Consider the following 22419-nt stretch of genomic DNA (forward strand, 5'->3'; position numbering starts at 1 on the left):
GAATATATGAAAGATATGGACAAGCAAGCAGTTAAAAGAGATTTATTTGATTTTGAAATAGGCTATCTGACCCAAAGCCCATGCGTCAATTGTGAATTCAGGGAACACCTGCCAAAATGCCACGCGGACTGCATTCTTTTGGACCAGATCCAGACCTGTCTGGCCCGGGGTATATCTTCCCAGTCCTCCCATTATGAAAGCTAACTCGGGACTACCTTTTCACGTCTCCTCCCGTTCCAAAATAAAACAATACCTGACCCTTAAACTTTATAACGACCTTAAAGAGATCCGCACCTCGTCGGGATACAGTATTGATCAGGCCATCAGGTCCGGCATTGAAAACCCCGATTCCAACATTGGCATCTATGCCGGGGATATGGAAAGCTACGACTGCTTTGCACCGGTGCTGCTACCCATCATTGAGGACTACCACCACCTTGATCCGGGTTGGTCTCATAAGCCCGGCCTGCAGGAAGCGATTTTGGCGGACCTAGACCCGGAACAGATATTCATACGTTCATCCCGGATACGGGTGGCAAGAAACCTATATCGGTTTCCTTTTTCAGGAAACATGAACACAGATCAGCGACTGGCCCTGGAAGAGACGGTAAAACAGGCATTTAAAACCCTGCCCGAAAAACTATCCGGCACTTATACCGCTTTTACGGATTTGAATAAAAAACAGTTCAATACCCTGCTAAAAAAAGGGCTGGCCTTTCCTAAAGGCGACCGGTTCATGGATGCTGCAGGCATAAACCGGGATTATCCCCTTGGACGCGGCATATTCACAAGCCGGGACAAAGTGGTCCGGGTATGGGTCAATGAGGAAGATCATATGCGCATCATAGCCCAATCTGAGGGCGGAAATATTGCTTATGTTTTCAACCGGATGATACAGATGATCAGGGCCTTGGACGACAAACTTGATTTTGCCTTTGACCGGGAAAAAGGATTCCTCACAGCCTGCCCTACCAATATCGGGACAGCCATGCGGGCAGGTGTGCACATCCATCTTGAAAAATTGGAACAAAACCCATCTTTTCTTAAAGCCATAACCAGGGAGCACCACCTGCAGCTGCGGGGCACGGGCGGGGAAAAAACCGCTGTTGAAGAAGCCGTCTTTGACATCTCCAATGCCCGCAGGTTAGGTATCAGCGCCAATACCATTTTAAAGGATCTTTACAGGGGGGTGCAGGCCATGATTGAGGCAGAAAATAGAGTCGAGTGAATCGGATAATTAATCCGGCCTAATCCCTCTCACAGAACCGTACTTACTGGCAAGAATATCAGATGGAACATTCGGGTAAAAAATTTATTTCTCCAATTGAGCCGTTGGCATTAATCGGATAACCACTACAAATTTACTGGGGGTATTTTTAAACCGTTGTTCTTGGGGATCTACCAAAAAAACAGGAGTATAATCTTTTACCAGACCAATTCAGCCAGGTATTATCCAAATTCAAGTAGACGAGAGCCTATCATGAAATTTTAAACAGATACGTGCAGACTTGATACGTGCAAACTTAATGATTGAGCGGGCTATATTTCATATGAAAGTTAAGCAACCCATTGAATTCATATAATATTTCATTGTGAATTAAATATAAGTATTGATAGGCCAGGTCAGCCCATGGCTGTTATTCAGGATCAAGTTCATAATTGTGAACCCGGTCGTTCACTAAAAGTTCACGCCCATAAACCCCAAAATTTCTATTAAAAATAAAGTAGTTATACAAGCAGACAAGCCTCATAAGTTCAAAATTTTAAACTTTTTTGAGATTTATGGAAGATAAAAAACGAGGCACCCAATTTAACGACTGGCCATTCTGCTTACAAAACAATGGGTTAGTGTTTTCTAATATACTTTGGCATACAAGGTGCATTATAAACTTTTTAAGATATTTTTTTCATCTTTTTTTCCTTTTCCGAAAAAGGCTGCCGGGGTAACCAGGCAGCCTTTTTTGGTTTTCGGTGGTTTTGGGATGCCGGTTCTTTATCCCAAAAACAGATCACTGTTGATCGGCATTATGACTCGGTACCCGACATTACGGTGGACAAACATAAGGTACTGCAGATTTTATTGAATCTAATTAATAATGCAATACATGCATGTTGTGGACAACATGCTTATAGCGAAGGGATTGGATGCGGTTCGACATTTGTACTTGAATTGCCCTGCGATACAAAATACTAAGGACTGCGGATTAAATAAGTTTCTAAATTGAGGCTTTGACTTGCTTGATTGCAGGCATTAGACGAAAACACTTTCGGGTGTTATTAAATCCTCAGTCCTAAGAGCCTTTAATACAACTATAAAGAACTTAAACGAAAGAACAATCAAATGAATCATCCAATTATAACGATGAAGCCAATTGATCTCATAGAACATCCGGAGGGGGGCAGATATCGTGAAGTTTTCAGATCTGCCCACACAGTATCTAAAGATGACGGAACTTCCAGATTCGCCTTAACCCATATTTATTTCTCGTTAAACCCCGAAGAGGTCAGCCGATTTCATAAAGTGACATCAGATGAAATCTGGAATCTTTATCAGGGAGAAGGCATCCATCTATTTCTATGGGATGAAACAGACACGCCGCCTCAATGTGTGACTTTATCAGCCAGGGAAAACCGTTTTTGCCATGTTGTCCCCGCAGGCACCTGGCAGGCAGCTGAGCCCATTTCAGAGACGGTACTGCTCGGCTGTTCAGTCGCCCCCGGTTTTGAATTTTCGGATTTTACGCTTATGGCGTACGAATCCCAAGCGGCAGAAAAACTTGTTTCATTAGCCCCGGAACTGGCCGGACATATTGGCAAAAAACTCTTCTGAATAGTATAAAAATAATAGGCAAGGTATCCACGGATTGATCCTTCCCAAAAGAATTCACTATCTGGTAGAGGAGCCGGTCACCCGACGCCACCCCATTTGGAACCCAGTGCCCTATTTAGGCGGCAGTTTCGTCTCATAGGCTTGATCAAGGGTGGTGGTATCTTTCCAGTATCCCCATTCGATCTGTGCAATAAAATACTTGCATTCAACATCTGTGCAATAAAATACTTGCACCTAAATAATCTCCTGTCTTACCCAAGGAGACATTTAAGGCGTTATCAGCAAAAGAACCGACACGGCCATGATTACAAAATACCTTTAAAATTCAATATATTAAGCTATTTAATAAAAAATATTCGGGCAAACCAAACCCATGGCATGGTTATGGCATAATCCAAATCCTGAAATCTAAATAATGATATATTCCGGACCATGGTTCCGGGAAAATAACAGTCCCTCAGGGAGAACAAATATGACCAAAGAATCGGTGTTCAGTGTCTGTGGCATGTGTACGGTACGCTGTCCCATCCAGGTGGAAGTTGAAAACGGCCAGGTTGAATTTATTTCAGGCAACCCCCATGTCCCGGCCATGAAGGGCGCAGTCTGCCCGAGGGGTGCGGCGGGAACAGCGCTTCTCAACGACAATGAGCGACCCCAGACGCCTTTGATCCGTACAGGTGAGCGCGGGGAAGGTAAATGGCGCAAAGTCGGTTGGGGCGAGGCACTGGATTTTGTGGCAAAAAAACTCAACCAGATTAAAGACGAATACGGAGCCCGGGCCATCACCTTTTCTGACAGGGGTGGGCCGTTCAGGGATATGCACCGGGCCTTTCTTAAAGGTCTTGGTACCCCCAACTACAACAACCACGACTCGTCCTGTGCCAGAAATGTCCAGCATGCAGCGCTTTCCTTGACCGGTATGGGCAGAAAAGCCGTCTCCTACGACCTAAAAAATGCAAAGCATGTCGTGCTTCAGTTCAGAAATATCTTTGAAGCCATCAATGTTCAGGAAGTCAACGACCTTATGGATGCCCTGGAAAAAGGATGTAAACTCACGGTGATCGATATCCGGGCCAACATATCCGCAGCCAAGGCCAGCCGATTTATGATGATCCGTCCCGGCACCGACTATGCGTTTAACCTGGCAGTCATTCATGAACTCATCAACAAGCAGCTCTATGATGAACGATTTGTTAGCCGCTATGTGGAAGGATTCAAGGCGCTTGAAGAATTTGTCACCCCCTATACGCCTGAATGGGCTGAAAAAGAGACCGGCATTGAAGCCACCACGCTTCGCAGCTTTGTGCAGGAACTGGCAAAGGCCTCACCATCGGTGATCTGGCATCCGGGCTGGATGACAGCAAGATACAAAGATTCCTTTTATGTCTGCCGCTCCATTTATATCATCAACGCCCTTTTGGGCAGCTATGGGGCAAAAGGCGGCCTTCCCTTTGTATCAAAGCCTGCTGATGTTGGAATAAACGGCTTGAAATCATTCATGGATCTTTATCCCTCCACTGATGAAAAACGTGCCGACGGCGTGGGCTGGAAATACACCCACTTTGAAAAAGGCCCAGGTCTTACGCATTTGACATTCAAGGCCATGGAAGAACAGGAGCCATACCCTCTTAAGGCCTACATTGCCTACCGCCATGATCCACTCATGGGATATCCGGACCCGGATCGGTTGCGGCAGATATGGGACAAGCTGGACTTACTGGTTTCAGTCACTTTTTCATGGTCAGACACGGCCTGGCATTCAGATGTTGTCTTGCCGCTTTCCACCTACCTTGAACGCGAAAGTATCATCGCCACAAAAAATGACCTGAAACCGTACTTTTTTGTCCGAAAACGGGCAGTGGCACCCAGATATGACTCCCTGGCAGACTGGGAGATCATCTCAGGCCTTGCCCGCCGCATGGACCTGCCGGACCTGGTCTTTGACCGGGTGGAAGACCTGTGGAATTTTCAACTCAAGGATACCGGCGTTACCATTGAAGATTTCAACGCCGAGGGACTGGTGAACCTGACAGATAAGGCGAGGTATAAAAACTTTGAAGATTACAAATTTGGAACCGATTCAGGTAAAATTAAAATCATTTCCAAAAATCTGGAAGAAAACGGCCAGCCCTCTTTGAGACCCTATGAACCGCCGACATTCCCAAAGGCGGGTCAATACAGGTTAACATTTGGCAGATGCGCCCTTCACACTCAAGGCCACACTGTAAACAATCCCCTTTTAGGCGAACAGATGCCGGAAAACACCTTGTGGATAAACACGGCCGAGGCTCAAAAGCTTAACATATCAGACAAAGACATTGTCACCATGAGCCAGAACGGCTATTCGGAAACCATCCGGGCCCAGGTCACTGACCATATCCACCCGGAGGCCGTCTTTTTAATCCACGGATTTGGCCACCGCATTAAGGTCGAAAGCCGGGCATTCGGCAAAGGCCTTGCCGACAACAAATTCATGGCAGGCGGCCTGGATATCTGGGATAAAGCTGGCGGTGCAGTTGCGTACCAGGAGCACTTCGTCACGGTGTCCAAGGTGTAAGGGACTCGGCACAAAATCTATGGTATTTATTTTTTCCGAGCCCCTAAGTGCAATAAAAAACTTGCAGCGCAAAGTATTTATTGCACATCGGCGACGCACTACCTGGAATACAGATACTGTCCAAATTCCAGGAGTCCGCAAAATTAAAATCACTTTTGTTAATTTAATAATTTAAGTTGTTTTGACTTTCACAAAAAATGAACTAAACATGTGTTAGTCTGGACACCGGAGGCACCATGAGCCAATACTACCTGTTTCAGGATACCCAAAAATGCATCGGCTGCCACACCTGTGAGGTGGCTTGCAAGGCCAATAAAAAATTACCCGAAGGGCCGAAACCCTGCCAGATTATCCAGGTGGGTCCCAAGACCGTTGGAGAGGTGCCAAGGACATCATTTATTTTCATGTCCTGCTTTCATTGCGAAAACCCCTGGTGCGTTTCAGCCTGCCCCACCGGCGCCATGCAGCAGCGCAGCAAAGACGGAATTGTGTTTGTGGACCAGGACCTTTGTGTGGGATGCAAAACCTGCATATCCGCCTGCCCCTGGGGGGCTCCCCAGTGGAACCAGGAGATCGGCAAGGTTGAAAAATGCGATTTCTGCATGGATCGAATCGACCAGGGGCTTGCCCCTGCCTGCGTGACCAGCTGCACCACAGGCTGCCTTAAATTCGGCAAGGTCGAAGAAATGACTCAAATCCGAAGGGAGCGCCATGCAGCGTCTGTGACTTCCTTTGAGCACACAAGCTTTTAAGGAGTCGATATGGACAAGATCTGCCCGGTTCGACAAACCATTCTTTTTTTAACCAACCTGATCGGCCCCAAAGGACTGTCCGACCCAAAAGGCCGGCGGATTTCCGAACAAATCCTTAATCTGGTCGAAGAGATAGCCGAAGGCACGGCAGGAGAGGATCATCTGTCCGCCATTGAAACCCTGGTCAAAGAGTATAATAATCCCCGCAGTCCGGAACAGACCCGGCAGGCAGGCAGGACCATTCAAGGGCTTCTGACCGATAACCGAGAAATATTTATCAACCATATTCAGACCCGGAACTGTCCGACCCACGACTGCGGAAAACTTGCACCCTCCCCCTGCCAGATGGCATGTCCCGCCGGGATTGACATCCCCACATACCTTGCGCTTATCGCCCAGGGAAAGGATGCCGAAGCTATTGAGGTGATTAGACGGGACAATCCGTTGCCATGGGTATGCGGCCTGATCTGTACCCGGCCCTGTGAAATGATGTGTGTCAGGGCCAGGATCGACAAGGCTATCTCCATTAAATTTCTAAAAGCATTTGCTGCCGAACGCGCCATGTCTGAGCGGGCCTATACCAATCCAACCCCCAAGCCGGCCAACGGCAAAAAGGTATGTGTGGTAGGCGCAGGCCCGGGCGGTCTTTCCTGCGCATATTATCTGGCGCTCATGGGCTATGGCGTCAGGATCATCGAGGCGTTGCCCGTGCCCGGCGGCATGCTCATGGTGGGTATTCCCCGGTATCGCCTGCCAGGGGAAGTCATTGACCGGGAAGTGGCCATGATTGAAGACCTGGGCGTAGAAATCCAGTATAATACGCGGTTCGGCAAAGATGTCACCAAGGAGGAACTTGACCGGGAGGGATTTGAGGCCTATTGCATTGCCATTGGTGCCCATAAGGCATGGACCTTGAGTATTGAGGGGGAAAAAGATTTTCCCAAAGTCATTGAAGCGGTCCGTTTTCTAAGGGAAGTTGCCCTGGGCGATCACCACTGTCCTGGAAAAAATGTGGTGGTGGTGGGCGGTGGCAACGTGGCCATTGATGCGGCCCGCACCAGCCTGCGCCTGGGCGCCGAGCGCGTCACCATTGCCTATAGACGGACCCGGGATCAGATGCCTGCTGATGAGGAAGAGGTGGAACAGGCTGAAGAGGAAGGCATTGAGTTCTCTTTTCTGACCATTCCCGCCGCAGTAAAGGGCGAAGGGCAAAATATTCATGCCCTTTCATGTATTAAGGCAGAACTAAAAGCAAAAAAAGGCTCCGACCGCCTGGCACCGGTTCCCATTGAAGGCGGGGAGTTTGAGATCCGGGCAGATGTCGTGATCTCCGCCATTGGTCAGTTTGTGGACAACGAAGGTATGGAAGCGTTTACCGGCATCAACTGGACCCGCCGGGGCACCATTGATGTCAATCACGCCGGAATGGAAACGGCCCAGCCAGGCGTCTTTGCCGCCGGAGACGCGGTCTCCGGCCCTGCCACAGTGATCGAAGCCATTGGCGGCGGCAAACGGGCTGCTGACGCCATTGACCGCTATCTTCACGGAATTCCCCAGCCTCGCGCCCCCAGATGGCCGGTACGCCACAAGACTGAACCCGTTATTGAGATGACAGCTCACCGGAAAATGACCATTAAACCGCCGGAAATGCCCATGCTTAACCTCTATCGGCGCAGAACCACCTTCCAGCAGGTGGAACTGGGGTATGAGGAAGCCGATGTCCGCCAGGAGGCTGCCCGGTGCCTGCGCTGTGATATCTGCCGGCGCTGCGGCAAATGCGTAGATATCTGCCGGGATAAAATGGGGATCAATGCCCTGAAGTTGGGATACCTTGATTTTGATAAAAGCGGTCCCACCGATTTCAGGGTCACGGCGGAAAACTGCATCACCTGCGGGGCATGTGCGGCCAATTGTGAAAATAATGCATTAAAAATTGATGAAAAAGATGGTCAGCGAAGGCTTTTGCTGTGCGGCACCATCCTGAACAGTCAGACTATACAGTATTGTGAATCCTGCGGTGCAAAACTTGGCTCCGTGGAATATACCCGTTTTATTGCCAGAAAAACCAGAAGCCTGACACAAGCCACGGAAACGCGGCTGCTTTGTAATAACTGCCTGCGCCAAAAAACTGCGATTTCCAACGCCGCAAACAGCGGCGCTTTACCCATCGTTTAAAATAGGAGGCAAAGATGACATTTCAACGGGGAGATAAAATAGAGGTATTCAAGGCGTCCACGGACGATGCTTGGGAGGACTACATGAATGATTTCATAGGTTGTCATGGATTTATTGTGGACCCGGACACTTCGGTGAACGACCCGGACGCTCTGGTGGAGGTAAGCCTGGAAGGCAAAGGCACCCACCGGCTTCCACAAGATTGCCTCAAACGATTGGGAGATAAAGCATGAAGGTCAACGATTTAATTAAAGGAGATACAGGTCATTTTCATACGGTGAAAGGCGATCAAACCGTCTTTCATGCCCTGCAGCAGATGTCCGCCTATGGGGTCTCTGCAATAGTAGTAATGGCAGATGAAATGCCAGTGGGCATTTTCACGGAAAGGGATCTGATCCGCTGCCAGATCCTGTTTCCTGACAAACAAATCGACCAGGTAACCATTGACAAGGTGATGACATCCAAACTGATTGTGGCAGAACCACAGGATTCAGTGGATGCAGCCATGGCCATGATGATCAAAGCACGGATTCGTCATCTGCCCGTGGTGGGCAACAAAAAAATAATTGCATTGATTGCGCTGGAAGACCTTGTCAAGGCCCATGTGGGGGCATTAACCCAGGAACTTCACTATCTGAAAGATTATATAACCGACCTCCAGGATGCGGTCCATGATTGAGATTAGTATTAACGGGCAAACAGTAGCGGCAAAGGAAGGTGACACTGTTTTGAAAACCGCACGGGCACACGGAATTCCCATTCCCTACCTATGCTTTCATCCGGCACTCAAGCCGTCTGGGGCATGCCGTCTTTGTGGTGTGGAAACCGGTCGGGCTTCAGGAAAAAAAGTGGTGATGCTCTCCTGTATTCTCAAGGTCAAACCCGGACTTGAAATCAGGACCGAATCGGATCTGGTGACTGCCCACAGGCAAAAGGCCTTTGACAGGTTGCTGTCCATGGCACCGGACTCGGTACGAATCCGGGAACTGGCTGAAAAATTTAATGTGCCGGTGGTACCAAAGCCGGATGGTTGCATCCGCTGCAGGCTTTGTGTGCGGGTCTGTAACGACATAATAGGCGCAAGGGCCATTGCCATGATCAAAACTGAAACCGGTAGCCATGTGGGGCCGGGTGACGGTACCTGCATCGGCTGCGGCACCTGTGCCAATCTCTGTCCCACCCAATTTATAACCGTCAAGGACCAGGACAATGTCAGAACCGTTTCCATTGGTGACAAAGTTTTAAGCCGCCTGCCCCTTGTACGATGTGAAGCCTGCGGCAGACAGTATGCAACTGCGCAGTTTCTGGCCCATGTGGATGATAATACAGGCGATCACATCCATGCCGCCGGAATAGGTCATCATTTTTGTCCGTCATGCACCAAAATGATGTCCCGTCGAGCACGTACGGAAAATGCGCATTTAAGAAAATAATTTAAGGTTCTGATGCACGACCTTCACGCGTCCGCACCGGCAAGATATTGACCCAGAGTTTCCGACAAGTTCGGATATTACCATGTTAAGGAGAAAATGAATGAAATTGAAGTTTAAGTGGTTTTTGTTGTTTTTGACGGCAGCAGCACTGGTGCTGCCGATGATCGCTGCGACGCCTGTTATGGCCGACCCGCTTGCCGATGCCATTGCAGCAGTGCCCCAGGGCACGGGACCGGGACAGATTGATCCGTCTGCTTCGGCAGGCATTTTCGGCATTCCGGGAGCACCGTCTCCGGGTTTGTTACTCTGTTTTTGTTGGGCTGTCTGGGTGGGCTGGATTTTCTCAACCATAGGCGCGTTTGGTGGGGTTATGGCCGGCGTGGGTCATATTTCCATTTACGGGATGGGGCCTTATGCCAAAACATTTAAAGATACCTCACCCGCCATCAACAAGATACTCACCGACAGCATCCGCGTTTCCAACCAGTGGTTGGGTGGGTTGTCCGCACTTGTCTCCACCATAAACTACGGCAGACAAAAACGTCTGGTGACCTCTCTGGGTATTTTCATGGGTATCGGTGCACTTTTTGCCACGTTTCTGGTGGTATTTACCACGGCCGGAAAGGTAAGTTTTTCACAGTACCAGGGCTGGTTCGGACTATGTGTGTTCCTGATTTTTACCTTTATGGTCTATGAAATGTCTCCCAAGGGCCAGGCCTCAAAAACAGCAGCCAAGGCCGCTGCCAAGGCATTTGAAGATACGGTCAAAAATAAGGGTTCCATTGAAGGCCAGGGGGTAAAAATCCTAAACTGGAGCATTACCAAAGCCGAAGTTTCTTTTTTCGGCCAAAAATTTTCATTCAACCCTATTTGGGCCTTTATCGGGGGATTTTGTATCTCTGCACTGGCCTCCTTCATCGGTGTAGGCGGCGGCTTCCTTTACGTGCCTTTTTTGACCAGTGTTGTGGGGCTTCCCATGTACGTTGTTGCCGGCACTTCATCTGTGGCTGTTCTCATCGGAATGTTTTTTTCCATTTTCAATTTCATGGTGCTCAAAGGGGTTGTGGTTTACTGGCCCATGATCGGCGTTGAACTTGTGGGCGTATTTGTTGGATCCATGATCGGACCCAGAACCGGAAAGTACATTCCTGAAAAGGCTTTAAAATGGCTTTTCCTGATATTGGCGTTCTACATCGGCATCCGCTATACACTGAGAGGTTTTTTCGGTATTCCAGTCCCTTAGGATACTATTAATAATGTCTGGCAGGCGGCCCCCAATGGTCGCCTGCCGGAAAACGTAAATCAAAAGGAATAAAAAATGGTCAACGGATTTGATCAGTTCTACTACGCTATTGACAACTATATTATTTTTTTTTACCGGATGACGGGCATTAGTATGGTTGATTATATGATCGGGACGTTCTGCTTTTCCCTTATTGCCGTCCTTTTGGGAGAATTGACCATTTCACTTGCTATAAAGGTCAACACCCCTTATCTTACCGGCCTCTCCCACCGAATGAAAGAAAAGGAAACGCTTTCCATTAAGGCCTATGAAACAGGAGACATGGCCGGATACAAAGCGCTGAATAAAGAGGCCACAGATGCTTGGGGACGCAAATTTTTTGCCATGCTGGCTCATTCGGCCGCCATCCTCTGGCCCGTACCCTTTGCCCTGGGCTGGATGCAGACACGATTTGCCGGTATTGATTTTCCCATTGCTTTTCCGTTCTCCATAGTTACAGATTCTGTGGGCTATACATTTTCGTTCTTCCCCATTTATATTCTGGCACGAATCGTTTTCGGAAAACTTAGGCCCCATCTACCCTATTTCGCTTCAGTTCACAGGAAGCTGACCGAAATGTCAGCCTGAATCCCAAAAATTATACTTATAAGGAAGGCGTTTCGCCAGATTCCGGAACGAATTTCCCATTGAAACCCCAATAATTGGTTTCTATAATAAAAATATTATATGAAAGTCTGTGTAAGCGACACAGATCTTTCAACTTTCGTTGGGGCTGAGCCTGGGTGTCGATAGATCAAGTCAGCCCATCGCTGTTATACAAAAACCTATTGAGGAAATAAAACCGTGAAACATCTTAATCGCAGGGTACTGATGGTTCTGGTATATCTTCTCCTGGGATTGCCCGGGAATTTGTACGCGCTGCAGTTTCATTCAAGTTCTGAAGGGATCATTACCCACCAGATCGGACACCTGTTTTTTCTTTTCTCAATGGTTGTGCTTATATTCATCATCAGTGGCAAGGGATTGACTATACACAAAGGATGGCGCCTGATACAATTTTCAGCATTTTTTTTTATCCTCTGGAACGGCTGCGCCCTTGCTGCTCATTTCCTGGACAACCAGATCTATGCGGTCAGTATAGAGCAACTCGCCAATGGGTATGCCAGAATCCAGACCCAGAACAATTCAAGCCTGCTGGGCTGGTTATATTACGGCCTTAAACTGGACCATTTGCTATGCGTTCCGGCTATGTTTCTGATGTACAAGGGGCTTTCCTGCCTGGTGGACGAACAAAAAGCCGGACAAGGACAAAATCCATGATTACCCCATATCTACCCATGGTGGTGATAGATATTATAGGCTCCTTTGCCATGGTAGTGCTCTCCCTTCTATGCTGCTACAAGGCCAAAATTTTAAGGGAAACCGACCAGGATAATGCGTTGTTTCTTTATCTTGTCTGGATCTCCACAGGATTTATGATCTTTAGCGTATCACGATCCTTTGGCCATATCCTGCGGCAATTTCTGATTTTAACGTCCCATACCGACACCTGGCAGATGATCGCGGCCTTTTCCGGCAGTATCAACACAATCTCTTTCATGTTGGTAAGCCTGATCACCCTGTTTTTCAACCAGAGCTGGAAGATCAACGAAAAGATTCTGACGTCCCGAAAAAAACTGGAAATTACTCATGGTCAGCTTTTAAGTTTAAACCAGACTCTGGAACAAAAAGTGGTTGAACGTACGGAAATGCTCACAACTTCCGAACATAAGGCCCGACGCATTTTTGAATACTCTTTGGACACCATTTTAGTAACCGATGCCCATTTCAAAATCCAGGAAATTAACAACGCCGGCATCGCCCTGACAGGATACAAAAAGGAACAGATGCTGGAACAGAACATGGGACTAATGGATTTTATCGCCCATGCCCAGGACTGGGAGCATATTTTAACACATTTAAATACCAACGAATATGTCCTCAACGAAGAGTGCGAGTTTTTAAAATCAGATAATATGGAGATCCGGGTAATGATCACCGGCGGCGTCGATTACGGCGCGTTCGGTTGTGCTAAAACCTTTCATTTTATCATCAAGGATATTAACGAAAAAAAACAGATGGAGCAGCAGATCGCCCAAGCCGACAAATTAGCGGCTATAGGTGAACTATCCGCAGGTGTGGCCCATGAAATCAATAACCCTTTGGGCATCATTCTTGGCTACACCCAGCTTATGCTCAAAGAGTCGTCCGAATTTGAAGAAGATTTGAAAATCATCGAAAAACACGTAAAAAATTGCCGGAACGTCGTCAGTAACCTGCTCTCCTTTTCAAGAAAGGGTTCCAGGGAAGTGAAAAACGTTGATATTCATAAAGAGTTACACGGTGTAGTCAATTTCCTAAAAAATCATTCTGATTTCAGAAACGTTAAAATACAGCTCAATTTGTGGGAAAATGAACGCCTCTGGGTCCAGGGCAATGCCCAGGAACTAACCCAGGTGGTTTTAAACCTGATGATCAATGCCTGCCACGCCATTAAGGATAACTCGGACGGTTTCATAGAACTCGTGACCCAAAAAGAGAAGGCCCATATGCTCATTCATGTCCGAGATAACGGCACCGGCATTTCCAAACACCATATGCCCCGGATTTTCGATCCCTTTTTCACCACCAAACCTGTGGGTCAGGGCACAGGGTTAGGCCTTTCCGTGGGATACGGCATTATCCGTCACCACCAGGGGAAGATCATGGCTGCAAACCGGAAAAGCCAGGGTGCGCAATTCACCATCCGGTTGCCCCTTTTGAACATCAACAGCAATGAGGAATAAAAGATGACACCCAATATTCTCGTGGTGGATGATGAAAAGGACATGACCCGCCTTCTCCAACGCACCCTTGAACCGGAACTGAACTGCCGGGTGACCATGGCTTTCTCCGGTGAAATGGCCCTGAACATCCTTGGACTGGCCGACACGACCTTTGATCTTGTCATCAGTGACATCCGCATGCCGGAAATGGATGGGTTTGATCTTCTGGAACAATTGAAACAACGGTATCCGGATCTCACTGTGGTCATGCTCACCGCTTACGGCAATATCGAATCTGCTGTGACAGCTATTAAAAAAGGCGCTTACGATTTCATTGCCAAGCCCTTTGAGCAGGCTGAAATCATTTTTAAGATCCGGAAAGCCCTGGAACGCAGCCGACTTATATCCGAAAACCGCCGACTCCAGAAAGCCTGTCAGACCGAATCCCTGCCCTTGATCGGGCAAAGCCCTGCCATGCATAAAGTGTTTGAAAAAATAGCCTTAATTGCTGACTCTGATGTCACAGTTCTGATCACCGGAGAATCCGGAACGGGCAAGGATCTGACAGCAAGATCCATTCATGCCCTAAGCCCCCGAAAAAATAAACCATATATCCCAATCAACTGCCCCACCATCCCCGAACATATCCTTGAAAGTGAATTATTCGGGTATAAAAAAGGCGCATTCACCAATGCATACCGGGACAAAACAGGACTTTTCCAAGAAGCCGACCACGGCACCATTTTCCTGGATGAAATCGGAGATATAGGCCCCAACATCCAGACCAAGTTGTTAAGGGTGATCCAGGAAAAGGAGGTCAAACCCTTGGGCGACACCCGGGTGGATCATGTGGATGTCAGAATTATCACTTCTACCAACCAGGATCTGCCGCAAAAAATCAAAGACAAGGAATTCAGGGAAGATTTTTTCTATCGGCTTTCGGTGATCACCATTGAATTGCCGCCGTTAAGGGATCGGGTGACGGATATCCCGCTGTTGTGCGATCATCTTCTGGTCAAAAACTGTGAAAAATTAAACAAACCGGCCAAGCATTTATCTGAAAACGTGATGGATCTTCTCATGAAGCACCCCTGGCCGGGCAATGTCAGAGAACTTGAAAATGTACTTGTCCAGGGGATTCTCTATTCGACCTCAGATACCATCGGCCTGGCCGATATCCCCATCGATAAAAATGGGCCCAATGACTTTGTTAGCATGAACTTTGGCAAGGATATTGGGCAACTGACCTATAAGGAAGCCAAGGAAAGCATCCTGACTCAATTTAACCATAACTACATCGGCGCCATGCTCTCCATGACCAAAGGCAATATCACCCAGGCAGCCAGGCGTTGCGCCATGGATCGCCAGGCCCTTCAGCAGATCATGAAACGATATGCCATTGATCCTGAAAAATTTCGAAACAAGCCGTCCTGAACTTTACAAAATCGTAATTATGCTAATATTAATTGTTAAATTAATAAATAAGGAAGTGTTTAAAAACAACATGATCCTGTGCCGAAACTGCGTATTTGGATCTTATTTTAAGCCGATATTTAACCATGAAAAAACAGCTGCACCCACAACAATATCCCTTTAAAACCGTGCCTGTCCAGGACGCCTGCGGCATGACCCTTGCCCATGACATGACTGAAATCATTCCTGCCAAATCCAAGGGACCGGCCTTCAAACGGGGACACCAGGTCCAAGCCGGGGACATTTGTCGACTCATGCGCATGGGGAAAAACAACCTCTATGTGCTGGATCTCGATGAGACCCAGGTACATGAGGATGAGGCAGTGTTTGAACTTGCATCGGCCCTGGCCGGACCGGGAGTTGAGTTTTCCGCCACACCCAGCGAAGGCAAGCTGGAGCTGTATGCGGCATATCCAGGATTGTTCCGGGTGAATGTGGACGCATTGACGGAATTCAACATGCTGGACGATGTCATGTGCGCCAGTATCCATACCAATACGGCCGTGAACAAAGGCGACAGCCTGGCAGCCACCCGGGCCATCCCCCTGGTCATTGACCGGGAAAACCTCGACCAGGCAACGGCCCTTGCTAAATCCGCCTACCCCATTTTTAGCGTTTCAGTGTTCAACCCGTTGAAAATCCGTCTGGCCATCATCGGCAATGAGGTTTATGACGGCCTGATCCAGGACCGGTTCCAGGCCATTGTGGAAGAAAAAACTGCCCAGTTTGGGGCCCATGTGCTTGAGATAAATATCCTGCCCGATGACCGGGAGCGCATCACCGCCCAAATCCAGGATTACATGAAAAAAGAGACCGATCTGATCATCACCACCGGTGGCATGTCCGTGGACCCCGATGATGTCACCCGGGAATCTATTGAGGCTGTCGGTTTTGATGAAGTCCACTACTCATCGGCAGTGCTGCCCGGCGCCATGTTTCTTTTGGGCTATACCTCTGATACCGCTATCATGGGGCTGCCGGCCTGCGGGTTGTATCACCGCACCACCATATTTGACCTGATTCTTCCCCGGGTCATGGCCGGAGAGCGTCCTGGAAAAAGGGAACTGGCAAGCCTTTGCCACGGCGGGCTGTGCCTGAACTGCCCGACCTGCCGGTTTCCCAACTGCGCTTTTGGGAAAAGCATCTGACATAGCCGGAATTTACAGGATTGATTTTTTCCAAAAGGGTTCACAAAAATATCAGTTAGGCAGCAATATTTTCGGCAGGCTGAACCTCGCCAGGTGTGGCAAAGCAAATGGTTTGTTTTCTACGATGGCATCTGCCACACGGATACCGCTTAAAACAGCGCCATGAATCCCCTCCCCCATATCCAGGGTGGAGAGTCCTGCCGCGTCTCCGATGATGAAGGCATTGTCCTGTTGATATTTTTTCGGACCATGCTGGAAATAGTAGCTGTGACCTTTGGGGCTGGATGGGTTTTCCCCTATGAATCCCTTTTTTTGAAGGGCCTTTGTAAAATGATGCCACTGTTCCATAATGTTCTGTCCCCGCTGTTTCATTCTGTGAAATTTTCCGCCAATGCCGATGTTTAACCAGTTATTCCCCTTGGGAAGATACCAGGCATACCCAGGCAGCCCATGATCAAAAAACCATAGATGGCATTGATTATGAAGAATATCATATGGATATTCCTTTTCAACGGCAACAATGAGGGACTTTGGAGGACGAGAACGCTTTTGAGTGAAAAACGTCTTGTAAACCGGGCAATGGGTACCGCCGGCACCGATGAGATACTTGCATCGATACTGGTCATCAATGATATAAAAGCCGTTCTCCCTGGTGATCTTTCTTACGCAATGGGTGTGAACCGGAACACGGGCGCGGGAGATCATCCAGGCATCAAATTCATATCGTCTGACAGCATATTGACGGGTGGGGGCAGGAATTTTTATACCAAACATATGAAAATTAATTCGGTCAAATTGACTGAAGGTGTAGGGATAATCATCACCTTGAAATTCAAGGAGCCTAAATACGTCAGGGGGCACCCATCCCGCACAAACCTTGGGACGGGGAAAAGAATATTTATCCAGCACCAGGGGCGTGATGCCCCTTTGCTTAAGTTTCCAGGCACAGGCGGCACCGGCAGGACCGCCTCCGACGATAATGATCTTCTCCTCAATCATGCCACTCCTTGGTTTTGCCGCACTATATAAGGCGGCAGCAGGGCGCTGAAGTCCCCTGTTTAGTCATCACAATCTGCCATAACTGCATGGATCGTGATCGGAATCCTCCGGCACAGCTTAATAAATAATACTCCCACATGCGATAAAACCGATCGTTGTATCTATCTTTAAGATTGGGCCACGCCTGTTTGAAATTTTCGTGCCATGCCATTAATGTTTTATCGTAGTCCTCTCCAAAGTTATGCCAGTCCTCCATGACAAATTGTTTTTCCATGGCTTTTCCCAGCTGGGCAATGGAGGGAAGCATACCATTGGGGAAAATATATTTTGCCGTCCATGAGTTACAAGCAGAACAACTGGCATTACTACCGATGGTATGAACCAGTGCAATACCGTCATCCTTCAGCAACCGGTTGGTCAATTTCATGTAAGTGCCATAATTTTTATACCCCACATGCTCCATTAAACCTATCGAGACCACCCGATCATATTCTCCGGTGGCGGTTCTGTAATCTGCCAGCCGGATGTCAACGGGAAGCCCCCGGCACAGCTCTTTCCCAAATTTAGCCTGCTCTTTGGAGACGGTGTATCCGGTCACTTCAACGCCGTAATTTGTTGCCGCATAGTGGGCAAACCCACCAAAACCGCATCCCAGTTCAAGTACTTTCATGCCGGGCTCAAGTTTTAATTTCCGGCAGACCAACTCAAGTTTCGCCTCCTGGGCTTGATCAAGGGTGGTGGCATCTTTCCAGTATCCGCAGGTATATTGCATGTGTTTGTCCAGCATGCCCTGATAAAGCTCATTACCGATATCATAATGGGTTTGACCCACCATGAACGCACGCCTGGAAGACTGTTGGTTAAGAAGCTTTGGTTTTAAGATATTCCAGGTAATCTGCCACTCTTTTTTTAATACTTCCGCAAGATTTGCGCACAACACTTTTGACATGAACTGATCCAGGGCGCGGCACTCCCACCAGTTATCCATATAGGCTTCACCAAGACCCAGAGCAGGTTCATGGATTACCCGCTGGTAAAACCGGTCATTTTTAATCTGAATGTCGTAGGGATTGTTTCCGTTAACGGTGATACCGGCAAGTTTCAATAATTTGTTGATGAATTTTTTGATATCCTGATTTCTCATATTTTTCAGTCTATTTTAAAATCTATTATTTCCATGGTACGGGCAATTCTTTTAATATACTTGATGGTCCTGTAAAAAGTCCGATTTTAGCAATTTTCCAGCTATAACATACTGAAATTATTAATACCTATTTTGGCATTTTCTACTTTTTACGCGACCATCATACTTAAGATCACATACATTTGTCCAGTCAGTTATCGAAAACATGATAACATTGTTTTTGATTCTATTTATGTTATAGTCAACATTATCTGAAATCTTCTAAACGGGGAACAGACTATTGAAAATGAGAGAATCAGCTCGTCAGGAAGCTCTGTTTAAACAAATGCGGACCCCGGAATTTTATCCCCATCCTGTTCCCGGCGTAACGGTCTGTGAAACCCATATTTCCATGGTGTTCCTGGCAGGTGACTTTGTTTATAAAATTAAAAAATCCGTGGACCTGAAGTTCCTTGATTTCACCACCCTTGAAAAACGCAGACATTTTTGCACCCGTGAGGTGGCATTAAATTGCCGGCTGACAAATAACGTCTACCTGGATGTGACAAAAATTACACAAAAAGGGGACCAGTTTTATTTAGGCGGCGACGGGACGGTTGTGGAATATGCCGTAAGGATGCAAAAACTGTCTGAGACCGATTCCATGAAACAGTTGCTTCGATCCGGAAAGATCGGTGATAAGGATATTAACCGGCTGGCAATGAAGCTGTATGAATTTTACGATTCCGATACGTCCGACAAACCGCCAAATATGGAAGCGGCCTTTGAAACAATCCGGCAAAACTGCGATGAAAACTTTAAACAGACCCAACCTTTGCTCGGGTCCTTGTTTGACGGCGATTGTTTTCAGTCGGTATGGTCCAGAACAAGTACTTTTTTAGACAGGCAAAAATCCCTGTTTTTTCGGCGCATGGAAAATAAATGGTTCCGGGACTGCCATGGAGATTTAAGAACCGGTCATATTTATTTTACAGATACCGGGATTCAGATCATTGACTGTATTGAATTCAATGACCGTTTCCGGTATATCGACGTGGGTGCGGACCTTGCCTTTCTGGCCATGGATATGGAATTTCTGGAATTTTCAGCCTTGGCTGAAAAGTTTCTTTTAGCTTATGCAGGCTATAGTCATGACCCGGAAGTATACGTACTGATAAATTTTTATAAATGCTACCGGGCCATGGTGCGTTTTAAGGTTAATTGCATCCGCCTGCAGGCGCATGATGTTTCCGGAGAGGAACGCAATAAACTTTTGGAACAGACAAAAAAATACCTTGCCCTTTCAGACCGGTATGCAGATCGCTTCTCCAGGCCCAGGATCTGGGTGACCTGCGGCATGCCGGCGTCTGGAAAAAGTACCTTGGCACAAGCCCTTTCCCTGGCGCTTAATATCCGGTCCATCAATTCGGATGTGGTCCGAAAAAAAATATTCCCAGCCCCACCAACCGACCCTGAAAACATGCCCTTTGAAAAAGGAATGTATTCCGAAACCGCGACCAGCAAGACATATGACACGCTTTTGGTTTTGGCAAAAAAAGAGGTTTTAAAAGGCAACTCCGTGACGATAGATGCCTCCTTTAGCCGGGAAAAATATCGAAAACAAGTGATTTCCCTGGCTGAAAAATTAGGTGCCGGCATCGTGTTTATCGAATGTACGGTATCGGACCCTGTTCTGCAAGAAAGGTTGATCATGAGAAATGGCCGAAACACAATATCTGATGCGCGGATTTCCCATTTTCAATCATTTAAAAATCGGTTTGAACCGATCCAGAAAATAGAGGCGGACCGTCATTTAAAAGTAAATACCGAAGCATCCATGGATGCGTGTCTTTCAAAGATTTTGCCCCGGATGCTTTAAAAAGGATGCTTCGAAAAATTAAAGCACTTAAGCAACAGGCACAGGGTCTGATGTATCAATCAATCAACCAATCAATCAAAAAGGAGGAGCCATGTTTAAGCATATTTTAGCAGCAACAGACCTTGTGGGAGTTAAGGACCCGGTGGTGACAAGCGCTGCTGTAATCGCCGAGACCCATCAAGCCAAGCTTAACATTCTCCATGTAGCGGAGTCCTCTCATGAAAACAGCCGACATCTGGTTAAGGATTTTAAAACAAACGAGGAGATCAATTTTTCGTCGGCGTATCAAGAACTTGTTCAGAAAAAACTCTTCGATTTTTATAAAGCAATATTGCCGCAGGGCATGGATTTTGATGTCACGGTTGTTTGCGGATTCCCCTGGGAAGAGATTGTTCGTCAATCCAGACATATTAACGCGGGCATGATCGTCCTCGGCCCCCATTCCGAACGTGCCGTTGAAAGGGGGACCGTCCGGGTGGCCGGGAAAATCGGGAGCACTGTGGAAGGTGTGGTAATGCGGGAAAATTGTCCGGTGACGATTATCAATCCCGCAGTTCGCTTGTCCTCGGCGGCATTCAAAAAAATTGTGGTGGGAGTGGATTTTTCCGTATCTTGTGAATGCGCCTTGTTCTTTGCCCGGAAAACTGCAGAAAAATTCGGGTCAAAAATCTTTCCCTTTCACATGATTCCTGTGCCACCGTATCCCAAGTATACCAAAAAAGATTATGAAGCAGATCGAAAAAATACTGAAAACCGCCTGGAAGAATTCTGCCAAAATTTGATTCAAGATACCGATTACGCCTATCAGATCTGGGGCGGGGCGTTGCCCCATATAGAACTCGTTAAATGTGCAGAAAAAAACAATGCAGACGTAATCATTCTGGGATCCCACACAAAGAAAAAAGGCACAAAATGGTATGCCGGCAGTGCCGTGGAACGGACCGCCTTCCGCGCCGGATGTCCGGTGATCGTCGTAACGGATCCGGAAGCCCTGGTTTCCTGGGATGAAAACGCCCCGAATGATCCGGCAATCGGTAAAGAAAAAGACCGGTCGATTCATGTATTTACCGGCAAGCGGAATGAATAAGGGAATCGGCAGTTACAGATTCCTCCTAATATACAAAACCTTAAAATAAAGGAGATCAAACATGAAACATCCGGAACGTATTCTCGTTGTATCCATGGGTACGAAACAGGCCCTTGAAGCCGTTCAGTGGGGAATGTCTTTCGCCCGTAATTACGGGGCAGAACTTTTTGTCACCCATATCGTGCACAACCCCTTTGGGCTGAAAGGCTGGAGTCTACCCATATCCTCAGCCAAGATTCTAAAGGACGAGTTCGCAAAAATACTTGAGGATGCTCATAAGGACCTTCAGGATTATATCAAGGCGGAAGATTCCGAAGGGCTGACCATCCAGGAAAGCGTCATCCAAGGGGAGCCTGTGCAGGAAATCACAGAATTCATTTCAGAAAAAAATATTGACCTGATGGTTATGACGGCCCATGAGCAGGGTTATCTTGAACATCTGATGATGGGTCATGACATTCGGGAACTGATTCAAAAAATGCCCTGTTCCATGTTCCTGGTCAAAAGAGAACTGGAGTATAAGCGCTATGAATAAGTCAATACCGCTGCCCGGCGCTTAGTGATGCCGCAGCGGTAGATCATAGTACGACTTAAGCCGGGACACCCTTTAAAATAAGGCTTCTCAGGAATCACCGGGTCAAACTATCCCGTGTTATGTTGGTAGCCGACAGAATAGACATTCATTATTGTCGTCCTGCTGGTGGCCAATGCAGTGATCGGGTTCTGGGAGGAGTTCCAGGCCGGCAATGATATTTCTGCGCTTAAGGCCCAATTGGCACTCAAGGCCTGGGTAAAGTGAGCCGGAAAATGGACTGCCCTGCCCTCTCGAAACCTGGTTCCCGGAGATATTATCCGAATCCGGATCGGGGATGTGGTCCCTGCGGATGCACGACTTAGGACCGCCGATTAAATAACT

Annotated in this window: 21 protein-coding genes and 1 pseudogene; 19 read left to right on the forward strand and 3 right to left on the reverse strand. The window is 47.5% G+C overall.

Features of this window, described 5'->3' with window-relative positions; genetic code table 11:
* Positions 1–15 precede the first annotated feature (15 nt).
* From EYB58_RS19880 to EYB58_RS19890, 3 genes are all read left to right on the forward strand, one after another.
* Positions 16–204: a hypothetical protein gene (locus EYB58_RS19880; protein ID WP_111955122.1), complete on the forward strand. Its 189-nt coding sequence runs from the start codon at positions 16–18 to the stop codon at positions 202–204.
* On the forward strand, positions 194–1228 hold the full coding sequence (locus tag EYB58_RS19885) for a phosphagen kinase (protein WP_111955080.1): 1035 nt from the start codon (positions 194–196) through the stop codon (positions 1226–1228). The genes EYB58_RS19880 and EYB58_RS19885 overlap by 11 nt, the downstream gene beginning before the upstream one ends.
* 1113 nt (positions 1229–2341) lie before the next feature.
* Positions 2342–2830: a cupin domain-containing protein gene (locus EYB58_RS19890; RefSeq protein WP_242637451.1), complete on the forward strand. Its 489-nt coding sequence runs from the start codon at positions 2342–2344 to the stop codon at positions 2828–2830.
* Between the two features lie 111 nt (positions 2831–2941).
* Here the strand turns inward: EYB58_RS19890 and EYB58_RS24530 are convergent, their stop codons facing one another.
* Entirely contained in the window at positions 2942–3064 is a 123-nt protein-coding gene (locus tag EYB58_RS24530) for a hypothetical protein (RefSeq protein ID WP_278186265.1), read from the reverse strand.
* Positions 3065–3302: 238 nt separating this feature from the next.
* Here EYB58_RS24530 and EYB58_RS19895 point away from each other — a divergent pair, with 238 nt between their 5' ends.
* The 12 genes from EYB58_RS19895 to EYB58_RS19950 all read left to right on the forward strand — a co-directional run bounded on the left by EYB58_RS19895 (position 3303) and on the right by EYB58_RS19950 (position 16415).
* Complete coding sequence (locus EYB58_RS19895; RefSeq protein WP_111955076.1) at positions 3303–5387, forward strand: molybdopterin-dependent oxidoreductase; 2085 nt, start codon at positions 3303–3305, stop codon at positions 5385–5387.
* A 236-nt stretch (positions 5388–5623) separates the two neighbouring features.
* Positions 5624–6139 (forward strand): 4Fe-4S dicluster domain-containing protein, encoded by a 516-nt coding sequence (locus tag EYB58_RS19900; protein WP_111955074.1) that lies wholly within the window; start codon positions 5624–5626, stop codon positions 6137–6139.
* Between the two features lie 9 nt (positions 6140–6148).
* Positions 6149–8314 carry an FAD-dependent oxidoreductase gene (locus tag EYB58_RS19905; RefSeq protein WP_111955072.1) on the forward strand — a complete coding sequence of 722 codons (2166 nt, stop codon included), beginning with the start codon at positions 6149–6151 and terminating at the stop codon, positions 8312–8314.
* A 14-nt stretch (positions 8315–8328) separates the two neighbouring features.
* The gene (locus tag EYB58_RS19910) at positions 8329–8547 is read left to right on the forward strand and encodes a hypothetical protein (protein WP_111955070.1); all 219 of its coding nucleotides are present in this window, start codon (positions 8329–8331) and stop codon (positions 8545–8547) included.
* Positions 8544–8993, forward strand: a complete 450-nt coding sequence (locus EYB58_RS19915) for a CBS domain-containing protein (RefSeq protein WP_111955068.1) — start codon at positions 8544–8546, stop codon at positions 8991–8993. The genes EYB58_RS19910 and EYB58_RS19915 overlap by 4 nt, the downstream gene beginning before the upstream one ends.
* Positions 8986–9747 (forward strand): 2Fe-2S iron-sulfur cluster-binding protein, encoded by a 762-nt coding sequence (locus EYB58_RS19920; RefSeq protein WP_111955066.1) that lies wholly within the window; start codon positions 8986–8988, stop codon positions 9745–9747. Before EYB58_RS19915 ends, EYB58_RS19920 begins: the two co-directional genes overlap by 8 nt.
* A gap of 100 nt (positions 9748–9847) precedes the next feature.
* Positions 9848–10990 (forward strand): sulfite exporter TauE/SafE family protein, encoded by a 1143-nt coding sequence (locus tag EYB58_RS19925; RefSeq protein ID WP_111955064.1) that lies wholly within the window; start codon positions 9848–9850, stop codon positions 10988–10990.
* Positions 10991–11065: 75 nt separating this feature from the next.
* Positions 11066–11617, forward strand: coding sequence for a hypothetical protein (locus EYB58_RS19930; RefSeq protein WP_111955062.1), 552 nt, complete (start codon positions 11066–11068; stop codon positions 11615–11617).
* A 216-nt stretch (positions 11618–11833) separates the two neighbouring features.
* Positions 11834–12310 carry a hypothetical protein gene (locus EYB58_RS19935; protein WP_111955060.1) on the forward strand — a complete coding sequence of 159 codons (477 nt, stop codon included), beginning with the start codon at positions 11834–11836 and terminating at the stop codon, positions 12308–12310.
* Positions 12307–13815: a PAS domain-containing sensor histidine kinase gene (locus EYB58_RS19940; protein WP_111955058.1), complete on the forward strand. Its 1509-nt coding sequence runs from the start codon at positions 12307–12309 to the stop codon at positions 13813–13815. Before EYB58_RS19935 ends, EYB58_RS19940 begins: the two co-directional genes overlap by 4 nt.
* Before the next feature lie 3 nt (positions 13816–13818).
* On the forward strand, positions 13819–15228 hold the full coding sequence (locus tag EYB58_RS19945; RefSeq protein WP_111955056.1) for a sigma-54-dependent transcriptional regulator: 1410 nt from the start codon (positions 13819–13821) through the stop codon (positions 15226–15228).
* A gap of 125 nt (positions 15229–15353) precedes the next feature.
* Entirely contained in the window at positions 15354–16415 is a 1062-nt protein-coding gene (locus EYB58_RS19950) for a molybdopterin-binding protein (RefSeq protein ID WP_111955054.1), read from the forward strand.
* Between the two features lie 51 nt (positions 16416–16466).
* Here EYB58_RS19950 and EYB58_RS19955 read toward each other — a convergent pair whose 3' ends face one another.
* Together EYB58_RS19955 and cfa are read right to left on the reverse strand one after the other, a co-directional pair.
* Positions 16467–17414, reverse strand: coding sequence for an NAD(P)/FAD-dependent oxidoreductase (locus tag EYB58_RS19955; RefSeq protein ID WP_111955052.1), 948 nt, complete (start codon positions 17412–17414; stop codon positions 16467–16469).
* Positions 17415–17436: 22 nt separating this feature from the next.
* Positions 17437–18558 (reverse strand): cyclopropane fatty acyl phospholipid synthase, encoded by a 1122-nt coding sequence (gene cfa / locus EYB58_RS19960; protein WP_111955050.1) that lies wholly within the window; start codon positions 18556–18558, stop codon positions 17437–17439.
* 286 nt (positions 18559–18844) lie between these two features.
* On the opposite strand from cfa, the gene EYB58_RS19965 reads away from it, so the two are divergent.
* The 4 genes and pseudogenes from EYB58_RS19965 to EYB58_RS24905 form a co-directional block, all read left to right on the forward strand.
* Positions 18845–20416 carry a bifunctional aminoglycoside phosphotransferase/ATP-binding protein gene (locus tag EYB58_RS19965; RefSeq protein ID WP_111955048.1) on the forward strand — a complete coding sequence of 524 codons (1572 nt, stop codon included), beginning with the start codon at positions 18845–18847 and terminating at the stop codon, positions 20414–20416.
* A gap of 91 nt (positions 20417–20507) precedes the next feature.
* Positions 20508–21503: a universal stress protein gene (locus EYB58_RS19970; protein ID WP_111955046.1), complete on the forward strand. Its 996-nt coding sequence runs from the start codon at positions 20508–20510 to the stop codon at positions 21501–21503.
* A gap of 61 nt (positions 21504–21564) precedes the next feature.
* Positions 21565–22038 carry a universal stress protein gene (locus tag EYB58_RS19975; RefSeq protein WP_111955044.1) on the forward strand — a complete coding sequence of 158 codons (474 nt, stop codon included), beginning with the start codon at positions 21565–21567 and terminating at the stop codon, positions 22036–22038.
* 279 nt (positions 22039–22317) lie between these two features.
* Positions 22318–22413, forward strand: a pseudogene (locus EYB58_RS24905) (P-type ATPase actuator domain-containing protein); the annotation flags it as partial.
* Positions 22414–22419 lie beyond the last annotated feature (6 nt).

This window comes from Desulfobacter hydrogenophilus (genome assembly GCF_004319545.1).
GTDB classification, from domain to species: Bacteria; Desulfobacterota; Desulfobacteria; order Desulfobacterales; family Desulfobacteraceae; genus Desulfobacter; species Desulfobacter hydrogenophilus.